This window comes from Allocoleopsis sp. (genome assembly GCF_036703385.1).
Lineage (GTDB): Bacteria > Cyanobacteriota > Cyanobacteriia > Cyanobacteriales > Coleofasciculaceae > Allocoleopsis.
Genome location: NZ_DATNPA010000274.1, coordinates 1 through 9,881 on the forward strand (window position 1 = coordinate 1; position 9,881 = coordinate 9,881).

At 46.4% G+C, this 9,881-nt stretch carries 9 protein-coding genes and 1 tRNA gene; 3 read left to right on the forward strand and 7 right to left on the reverse strand.

Features of this window, described 5'->3' with window-relative positions; genetic code table 11:
- Positions 1-864 (reverse strand): valine--pyruvate transaminase (locus V6C93_RS13030; RefSeq protein WP_333477086.1); only part of this gene is annotated, 864 nt, incomplete at its 3' end.
- Positions 865-993: 129 nt separating this feature from the next.
- Here V6C93_RS13030 and V6C93_RS13035 point away from each other — a divergent pair.
- Positions 994-1,830 carry a Tab2/Atab2 family RNA-binding protein gene (locus V6C93_RS13035; RefSeq protein ID WP_333477087.1) on the forward strand — a complete coding sequence of 279 codons (837 nt, stop codon included), beginning with the start codon at positions 994-996 and terminating at the stop codon, positions 1,828-1,830.
- Positions 1,831-2,201: 371 nt separating this feature from the next.
- On the opposite strand, the gene V6C93_RS13040 is transcribed toward V6C93_RS13035, so the two are convergent.
- The 6 genes from V6C93_RS13040 to petC form a co-directional block, all read right to left on the reverse strand.
- Positions 2,202-2,272: transfer RNA gene (locus V6C93_RS13040), tRNA-Gly, on the reverse strand.
- 420 nt (positions 2,273-2,692) lie between these two features.
- On the reverse strand, positions 2,693-4,093 hold the full coding sequence (locus V6C93_RS13045) for a GUN4 domain-containing protein (protein WP_333477088.1): 1,401 nt from the start codon (positions 4,091-4,093) through the stop codon (positions 2,693-2,695).
- A gap of 573 nt (positions 4,094-4,666) precedes the next feature.
- A complete protein-coding gene (locus tag V6C93_RS13050; protein WP_333477089.1) occupies positions 4,667-6,022 on the reverse strand; it encodes a CHAT domain-containing protein in 1,356 nt (451 codons plus the stop codon).
- A gap of 222 nt (positions 6,023-6,244) precedes the next feature.
- Positions 6,245-6,703: an excisionase family DNA-binding protein gene (locus tag V6C93_RS13055; protein WP_333477090.1), complete on the reverse strand. Its 459-nt coding sequence runs from the start codon at positions 6,701-6,703 to the stop codon at positions 6,245-6,247.
- A 252-nt stretch (positions 6,704-6,955) separates the two neighbouring features.
- A complete protein-coding gene (petA, locus tag V6C93_RS13060; RefSeq protein ID WP_333477091.1) occupies positions 6,956-7,948 on the reverse strand; it encodes a cytochrome f in 993 nt (330 codons plus the stop codon).
- A 123-nt stretch (positions 7,949-8,071) separates the two neighbouring features.
- Positions 8,072-8,614: a cytochrome b6-f complex iron-sulfur subunit gene (gene petC, locus V6C93_RS13065; protein WP_333477092.1), complete on the reverse strand. Its 543-nt coding sequence runs from the start codon at positions 8,612-8,614 to the stop codon at positions 8,072-8,074.
- Positions 8,615-8,851: 237 nt separating this feature from the next.
- On the opposite strand from petC, the gene V6C93_RS13070 reads away from it, so the two are divergent.
- Both V6C93_RS13070 and V6C93_RS13075 read left to right on the forward strand, forming a co-directional pair.
- Positions 8,852-9,169, forward strand: a complete 318-nt coding sequence (locus V6C93_RS13070) for a DUF3067 family protein (RefSeq protein ID WP_333477093.1) — start codon at positions 8,852-8,854, stop codon at positions 9,167-9,169.
- 83 nt (positions 9,170-9,252) lie between these two features.
- The coding region (locus tag V6C93_RS13075) for an alpha/beta hydrolase (RefSeq protein WP_333477094.1) at positions 9,253-9,881 on the forward strand (629 nt) is incomplete at its 3' end.

Genomic DNA, 9,881 nt, shown 5'->3' on the forward strand with positions numbered 1-9,881 from the left:
AGGAGAATGAATACATAAATTCGTCTGGAATGACTCCAAAACCCCAATTAAATTCGGCTCTCCAATCGCTATACCCACCCGTTCTCCCGGTAACCCTGCCTTAGAGAGGCTCATACAGTGGATGATATTACTGCCAAATACTGGCGTCATTTCCGTGAAGTTCAACGCCGGAAAGGGGGGTGCATAAGCCGAGTCAATCAGCACTGGCACCTCAAATGATGCTGCCAAATCAGCAATTTTTTTCACCTCTTCATGGGTAAGGACGTTACCAGTAGGATTACAAGGGCGGGAGAAGATGACACAGCCGGTATCTTCTGTAATTCTCAGTTGGCTGAAGTCGGGACGATACTTAAAGCGGTGTGCCTTTTCGTCAATATCTAAGGTCGGTTTGTAAGCAACGACCGCCTCCGGTGTTAAGCTAACTCCACCGTAACCTGTGTAATCTGGACTCAGAGGCAGGACGACTTGTTTTAAGTTACCACTGGTTGTGTAGCCGCCAAAGGCATTAGTGGCGTAGAAGTAGATGGACTGACTACCTGGGGTAATTAAGATGTTGCGATCGCTCAAGTTTAGCCCATAGCGTTGATTAAAATCGTTTGCGATCGCTTCAATTAACGGCTGATATCCCTGACTCGAACCATAGCGACAAACCACCTCACCGTACTCTGAGCTCGCTAGTAGTTGTACCGTGCAATCCCGCCAAAGTTGCTCAACTTCTGGCAAAATCACTGGATTTCCCGCACTTAAATTAATAAACTCCTGCCCCTCACCCGTTCTTAATGTCTCTATAATGTCCTTCATAATTGCTCGAACACCCGTAAGGTTGGACATCTGGGTACCGAATTGTGACAGAGCAGGGTTCATAAGCAGTATGGCAATGCACAAAAATGAGAGGTTGACAACTTTGAGGTAAGCTGGCTTGTAATTATAACCTTTCGTCCGGTATTGCATCGATTTTATTGATAGCCTGGGGAGAGGGAAAGGTGCAACAAGATGGGAATTTGGCAAGTAGATTTTTATCGGCGTCCACTACGAGATACAACTGGGCAAGTGTTATGGGAGTTGTTAATTTGTGACGCAACTCGTCATTTTACCTATGAAGCCTTGTGTCCCCAGTCAGAAGTGAACGCTAATTGGCTGATTTCCCAATTACGGCAGGCAGCAGGTGACAATCTCCCAGGTGTAATTCAAGTGTTTCGCCCTCAGTCCCTGAGTTTAATGGAAACGGCAGCTCAACAATTGGGTATTGTTGTGGAAGCGACACGACACACAACGGCGTTAAAGCAATGGTTACAAGAACGGGCGTTGCAATACCCTAAGCAGGAGGGTTACACGGGTGAGGCTTATAATCCCATTGCCTTGGATAAACCGCCACCCTTACCACTAGCAGAAAATCTTTGGGGCGATCGCTGGCGCTTTGCGTCCATTCCAGCAGGTAACATTGAGGAAGCATTTCGCGATCGCCCAATTCCGATTTTAGAGATGCCGGAATCTCTCTTACCCCTCAAGCTCGGTTTAGCCTCAACGGTAGCCGTTCCAGGTGTAATCATTGATGGTGGGCGCAAGTCGATGCAACTCGCCCGTTGGCTTCAGGATGCTAAACCCATCTCACTGAACTACATAGCGGGTGCACCGGATGGTTTAATTCTAGAAGCTGGATTAGTTGATCGATGGGTTGTTGCGACATTTGAAGATATAGAAGTTGCAACCGCAGCGCAGATGTATGAACAACGCAAGCAGTTGAGTCAGGGATTGCATTTTTTGTTAGTGCAACCTGATGATTCTGGGATGACGTATACGGGGTTTTGGTTGTTGGGAACAGTGGGCTAGGAGAGGCGCATGGGTTTAACCCAACTGGGATTTTAGTGGAGCGAAAAACCTAACCCCCCAGCCCCTTTCCCTGCAAGGGAAGGGAGAGTAAATCTCCCCTCTCCTTGTAGCCTACTGTGTATATACAAATATCATTGACAGACCATTCGCTCCTTCGATCCTTCCTAGCCCCCCTTATTCCTGAACCAGTTGCAACAACAATCCGGTTTTGTGGTCGTCTTTTCACAGCCTTCTGATTATCTGAACGTTGTAGATGACACTAATTTGTCACTGCCACTTAAACGACATTTATTGGTCACGACGACACATAATTTGTCTTAGCGACATTAATCTGTCACCGATGACAATTAATTAGTCACTGTACGCTAGCAAGCGGGCGGCGAGAATCGAACTCGCATCATTAGCTTGGAAGGCTAAGGTTTTACCACTAAACTACGCCCGCAAAGGGTTGTGTCTGAAATTTCACTCTAACTAGGTTAGCACAAATTTCCCGAGGTGATGCAATACTCAGCCCCTTTTACAGGGGAAAGGTATCTAAATTCTGCTGGCGTCAGTGAGGCGGTTTGCTGAGTGAGCGTTGAGGATTACTCGTCAATCTACCAATCCACCAATCTGTTTCTACACCACCAATCCTTAGAGAAGCACTTGTTTTTTGGTGTAGGTATTGGCTGGTAACAAGGTATCGAATTGAAAAAAATGGCACCCTGTCCTGGAACGTTCTGTGAAAATCAAGCCTTACAATCTGCTGAACCTACTCCACGCTAAGCTATTCCACACTTAAATTACATAGTCTGGACGGGCAAGATGCCCATCCCACAAGATTTTTGTCAACAGCACTAGTGCAAACAAGAGGCGGAGCAGCTTATACCCAGCAAGCTTCCATCCGAGCGTAAAAATCACTCCTGATTCCCCAAAAATTTAACTGATCGAACTTCATCAACTTACCACTAGCCAAGCTCGGAAGATGACCCACGGGAGCCCAGGTTAAGGAAAAACTGAGGTCTTCATGTTTTTTCCATCTGCCCAGCAACATGAGACCACTGCGATCGCGCCACCCCACGCGGAGGCCGAATTCTTCGTAAAGCGCATTATCGTATTGACCAAATTCGCCTCCAATACCCCGCCAAATTTCTTTTTGCACACTGAAGCCGAATTGTCCACTACTATACTTTATCCAGAGCTGATCTATAGTGTGCAAATCGGTACAGGAAAAATTTTCAATTGAATCTATATTCAGATATCCTTCTTGTGCCCTATTCGCTGCTTTGAGTATGACGACCAAAGTTTCCTTATCAGCTTCCTCCCATTCTCCAGCTTTCAGCAAATCTCGCAGTCTGGTGTAGTCAATCTCCTGATCGGAACTGAGGTCATCTGGTTCCTCTGGGTCAATACTTAGACCAAAGGTTCTCTGCTTTTTAATTAAGGTTTGTGTGACAACATTAGAAGTTTCTCCAAGACGCTCATAATTTTCAACAATTTTGAAATACTTGGACTCAATTTTGCGATACTCTGCTTCTAGATCATAGTTGGGGTCTTGGTTCAAAAGAAGCGTCAGCAAAATATCAACCTCTTTCTCATTGAGAATAATATCGGGCTCTATCTGAGGATTAACTTGCTGGACTTTTCCTTTTGCATAATTATGCAATTCCCGAAGATAAATTAATCCAGCTCCATCTCGATCCGCTGCACCTGTCTCAAGCCCTTCAATAAAGTACTGCGTGTAGAGTGAAAGGCTTCCTCCTTCCGGCTCAAAGGATGTCTGTGTAGCCGTCGAAGAGGTGATAATAGCCCGTCCTGGAGCACCTAATTCCTGATGGAGCTTTATACCCACGCGTTCTTTTAGCCAAGTCTGCTCAAGGGCAGCACCGTAGCAACAGTCAAGAATTACTATTTGTCGCTCAGCGTCGCAAACCGCCAGTTCCTGTTGCAGAAAATTACCGGGTACCGCAGTTGATTGGAAGTCATTTTTAGCCGTCAGGCTGGTTGTCAAGTAAAGATGAGCATCCTGATCGATAATGACGTTTCCGGAGAAAAATAGCAGTGCTAAATCTTTTTTGCCACATTTAGCAAATGCCTGTTGAATCGCCTTTTGCATTGTTTCTAGATCGGGATTAATCAACGACTCTACCCGGTCAAAACCACCCAGATTCGTGTCTTGCAAAACTCGTTGCATAGCGGCGACATTATTAGCAGCATGGGAATGTGGAGGTATTTGAGTTCCGCATTCACTAACCCCAATCAACAGTGCTACCTTCTTAGGCATTTGCTCCTCCAAATGATTAGCAATATTTACGCTTTCACGCTTCCCGATCTAAGATCAGGATAAAAACTCATCAATATTAGTAATTGACGATTCAGAAATCAATAAAAAATTCGCCAGAGATTAATTTGACTATTTCAGACCAGCCTATTTAGGGACGAACGGATGCGATTTAAATTCTAGCGATGTGTTTCCCAGCAGTACTCAACTTACTGATGGAAGTGATCAAAGGGATAGTTCATTATTCTGAGCTAGGAACTATTTTCAGGATAGCGATCGCGATTAGCTCCATCGAATAATCTCAAAACTTGGTGAGCTAGTTCTACCTATAGACAGGCGCGATAAAATAAAAAGTATGCGTTATAGGCACTTTCCCGGAACTGCCAGTAAGGTCTACTACCCTTGATATATAGCAAAAAGCAGACGGCAGAAGGCAGAGGCAGAGGGCAGAAGGTTTATTACTGGTACGTGATCGTTTCAGCTGTTAAATCTGTCCTAACATTCCACGTTCAACATTCAACATTCAAACCTCCAACGTTCAACATTCAACATTCAAACCTCCAACATTCAAACCTCTTACCAAGGACTACCGACCATTGTAAAAGCGGCCCAATAGTAGGGAGAGGAAAACTCTTGCTTCCCAATCTTTGCTAGTTCTGGGGGTAGAGGAATCGTCTCATTGGGGGTGCGCAACTTACCCCCTTCCAAGCGCACCTGTCCTTTAAGCATTGTGATCTGAGCTTGTCGCAGAGCCTCGGCTTTAATCGGTGCCGTTTTCAGCTCCTGATAAAATTGTGTCATTAGTCCTAAGGTTCCGGCGTCGCTAACCTGCCAAAGACTTGCGATCGCGGATTTTGCCCTTGCCTGCACGGCTAACCCCGCAAAGCCTAACTCAGCTTGTTCATCTCCGATCGCTGTTTCACAGGCACTCAAGACTAATAGTTCTAGCTGTGGATTGTTTTCATGCAGTTGTCTCATCTGATCCAGCGTGAGCTTTTTGTCCCAAAACTGAATGTAAGAGTTGTTCGGTTCTCCCGGTTGGAAGGCGGCATGAGTGGCAAGATGAATAATTTGATAGGGCTGTGAAACCAGTTGCGAGCGCAAGTTGGCAAGCGTGAATTCTTGGTTGAGGAAAGATTTCCCCTGCCATAGACTTCTTGTAATGCTCGATATTTCTACGGGTACCGCAGGCAAGGGATTTTGGTCTTGAAATTGTGAGGCACCCATAGCCAGTACCCGCGACTGTCTCAGATCCGCATAGATTGTATTAGTGAGTTTGAAAGCAGGAATGCGAGAGAAGCTATACTTCTCTACCAGAAACTGTTTCCCATCATGTAAAGCCGCTAGGGGTAACGTCCGTAAACCGCCACCCACGCAAAACATCAAGGTGTCAATGTGTTGAGCTTGCAGATCTGCCTCCAGGGGTGCAATCATCCACTGATAAAGTTGCTGGGCGGGTGCAAGATATTGGTTCGTATTCCTAAACGTGGGATTGATGAGTGTTCTCGTAAACTCTTGCACCTGTTCTTGCAGGGCTTTACGATTGGCCTGGGAAACGCGCTTGTGAATGGGTTTACCGTCAGGAGTGATGAGTATCAGTTCTAGTTGCTGCGATCGCGGAAGCATGTAGATTAGAGCAGGCGTTTTCCCGGTTTGAGCCTCGATTTTGCGTAGAGTTTCAGCAATTTTCTTGACGGTTGTTGACTCATTAGAGAGATTAGTCTTAAAGTATTGTTCAAATTCCTTTTCCCAGTTTTGCTCGATCAGCGGCACAGCAACCGTCAGGTTATCTCGGTCAATAGCTCTTAAGTTAGGAGGTTCAGTTTGGGCTTGAGGAGCCTGCCCTTGTGCCTGTACGGGTTGTGTAGCTAAAGTTCCCGTGAAGTATAATGCTGCCAGCAATAAGCTAATTCGACTCACTACTGATTTCATAGGCACCTCATGAGAGAAATCACACTATCAATTGACTGGGGAAAGCGTTGTCAACGTTTGAGGAAATCCACAACGCTTTCCCCTAGCTCAACTATCGTCCTATCTACTCTGGGGGGTATCGACCTTTGTGAGTATCTCGTATTAGAGCTGAAGACGGCGTAGGTGTTTTGGCTTAATATTAAGGACGCGATCGCTTGTTTATCGAGATACAGGTGCTGTTGTTTATTCGCCTGACTTAGACGGTTGACTCATTAGTGTCCGTTCTGCTAGATCTTGCCAGCGCAGTTCAGTTTGCTGCGTTCTGTAAGCCATGAGATCCTCAAATCGAATCCGGCGCAGCATCCCCGCCTGAGAGAAAGGGATGGTTCCTGTATCAAGAAGTTGCTCTACGTCTTTCGACTGGACATTGAGCAAAGTCGCAGCTTCCCAAATGGTTAAGGGCTGGTGAAAGGTCGTAATCAGCACACCCTTGCCTAGAACCAACTGATGCACCAGTTGGCGCAGTAAGTGCATTACTGATTCCGGGAGTTCGACTTCCTGATCGGTTGAGGTACAAAGTCGTGGTCGTGGGGTCGTTTTACCCTCCTGGGGAAGACTCAAAAGCTCCTCCAATTTCGCCAACCTTGTCTGTTCCTGCTCTGTGGCAACAACTGGTTCAGGTTGTAAGTCTCTAGATGTCATTGCTCTACCCCCTCATTTTTGCTCTCCCCTCTAATGATTAGATTCGCTCTTAACTGGGGCGATCGCATCTTTTTGAGACAATATGTAATTGGATGAAAGCGATCGCCGTTTACGAAGCCTCCACTACCCAGACAACAACGTCAATGACCCAACGCTGACCCTTGGGGATACAGCGTTGGGCTTCCGGCGAAAAGCTAAAAATAAGGACAGGCTTTTATTCCTGTCCCACGAATAGCAATTGAGCGGAGCAAATTAGAAGTTCATCTCAGCCTCTTGCACCTTCTCAATCTGCTTTTTCTTCAGAACCAGCAGGGTTTGAGATAGCATAATCGCACCGATAAAGAGCATCAACCACTGAATCCGGGCTGGGTCTTGTAAAACAACCTCTTTGTCAGTCTGACCAAATCCACCCACATTAGGATTCGTTGTTAGAGCTTGGTTGGCTGCCACTTGATTCCCTTCAGAGACGATTAACTCTGGGCCAGGGGGAATGGTTTCAACCACTGTTTTGCTATCTTCGGTCTGAATAGTAACTTCGTAGCCACCCTCTTCCGTCTTGGCAATTTGAGAAATTGTACCCGCTTTAGAAGCGTTGTAGACGGTGTTATTGCTCTTGTCACCTGTAGGGTAAACTTGACCGCGTCCCCGATTAGCGCCTACGTGAACTGGGTACTTACCGAAGTAAATTCCTTTATCTGTTTTAGGGTTCGGAGAAAGGACTGGGAAAACAATTTCTTGGTACTGCTCACCGGGTAGAGGACCCACAATAACTACATTGTCCTCACCGTCTTTGTAGGGTTGGAAGTAAAGTCCGCCAATCTTTTCCTTCATCTCTTCAGGAATTCGGTCTTCGGGGGCAATCTTGAAGCCATCTGGCAACATAACTACTGCGCCCACATTCAAACCGCCTTTTGAGCCATCACCCAAGACTTGCTGTGAGCTAAGGTCGTAGGGAATCTTGACTACAGCCTCAAATACAGTATCTGGCTTTACAGATTGGGGAATTTCCACTTCTGTAGGTTTAGCTGCCAAGTGACAGTTGGCACAAACAATGCGTCCAGTGGCTTCGCGAGGGGTTTCCGGAGCAGTTTGCTGCGCCCAGAAGGGATAAGCCGCAGCTGACTGGGGAAGCGATAGATCACTAACTAATAAAAATGCCAGGGTTGCCAAAGCAAGCACAAGGGTTCTGGTGATGATCCGCTTGCTGAGGACGTTGCATATCACCGATAACGAAGGTGTTCTCATCTTTAAGCCAAAAAACTCAAAACTCATTAAGCTAAATCTTGGGGGTTGCCGGTGTGGAAAACCTGACACTCGCAGGCTTACTACCGCTACGCTATCAACCGTTAAACCTTCAACTTTCAACTCTTAAGCCCACCAAGGATCTTCGCCGGTACGGAAGTCGGTTTCTGTCCACTGGGTAAAGGAGAGCTTATCAGCTTCGGTGACAGTGGCATGAACCAATGCCAAAGATAGGGGGGCGGGGCCTCGCACTACCTTGCCTTCATTGTTGTACTGAGAACCATGACAGGGGCACATGAACTTGTTCTCGCTGGCATTCCAGGGAACGACGCATCCTAGGTGGGTACAGACGGCGTTGATCCCGTAGTCAGCGATCGCTTTATCTTCGGTAATCACCACATAGGTGGGGTCACCTTTGAGTCCTTGTGCTAAGGTGCGATCGCCTGCACTATGGCTTGCTACAAAACTACTGACGATGATGTCATTGCCTAAAGCGTCTTTGGCTGTAACACCACCGCCGACACCCCCACTAGATGGAGGAATGAAAAACTTGACAATGGGATAGAGCGCTCCGACAAATGTGCCCGTTATGGTACCAAATGCCAAGAGGTTCATAAATTGACGACGCCCCATATCGGGAACGTCAGCCGAGCGAGAAACTTGAGCCATAACTAAACGCCTAAGGGTATATTTTTTTTAACAACTCTGGTCATTTTCCCAGAATTTATAAACCCCGTTCTAAGAATGTAGAGCAATTCACTTGCTGGCGGGGTCGCCAAAATCCTTGCAGCACAAGGATTCACGGCTTGTTCTATGAGTATTATTACATTCTTTAACACCGTATCATAAAGTAAAGAAGCGTCGTATTTGTAACGAAATGTAAACAGGTTGAAGGTAAAGAGGGTTATGAGAGGACAGGACTTGCGCCAACTCCTGCTCAACAAGTGGGGACGCTCTTATGACATTCAAATACGACGGACTCAGGGTAAGATTTTTGTTCAGGTCATGTGGAAATACCTAGAACAGGCATCTTTTCCCCTATCTGAGGCCGATTACCTAGAGCATTTAGATACCGTGGCTCACTATCTCAATGCTTGGGGTGGAGCCATACAGGTACAAGATTATATCCAGAAAACTCGCGATCGCCCGCGCCTGGGTAAAGCTGTGAGTATTCCCCTGGAACTGGGTGAGAGGGCATCCGAATGGATGTTGGAAGATTTTTAGCCGTATGAAATTAGGGTGGTAGAGCTTGTAGCTAGGAATCAAACCATTCAAGTTGATTCTTCACCTTACCCTCTATTGCTGGAATGAGCAGACGAAACCTGCGACACCCTTTTCTCGTGCGGCGACTGTTCCCTCTGGGAAGATGCTGGGCAATCATCCTGATGGGAGGCTTGGCGAGTGCCTACCTATTAGCTTGTCTACTCCTGCTTGTGGTACAAAGACACTTGATTTTCAAGCCAACTTATGTAATTCAAAAGACACCCGCAGACTTGAATCTTCGTTACCAAGAAGTTTGGTTACCCATTCAAACTGGCTTCGGCAAAGTAGAACGAATTCATGGCTGGTGGATTCCTACAAATAAACCGAAATTAGGAACATTGTTGTATTTTCATGGAAATGGAATCAACATCGGAGCCAATGTCAATCAGGCTCGACGGTTGAGGCAAATGGGGTTTTCGGTATTGTTAATTGATTACCGAGGTTATGGTCGTAGCGAAGGTGGTATCCCTAGTGAATCTCGGATATATCAGGATGCTGAAACAGCCTGGAATTATTTAGTTAAAGAACGGCGCGTTCCTGCCAGCCAAATTTACTTGTATGGTCATTCTTTAGGCGGTGCAGTCGCAATTGAACTAGCACGACGGCATCCAGAAGCCGCCGGACTCATTGTACAAAGCTCTTTTACCTCAATGCAGCAGATGGTAGAACGACA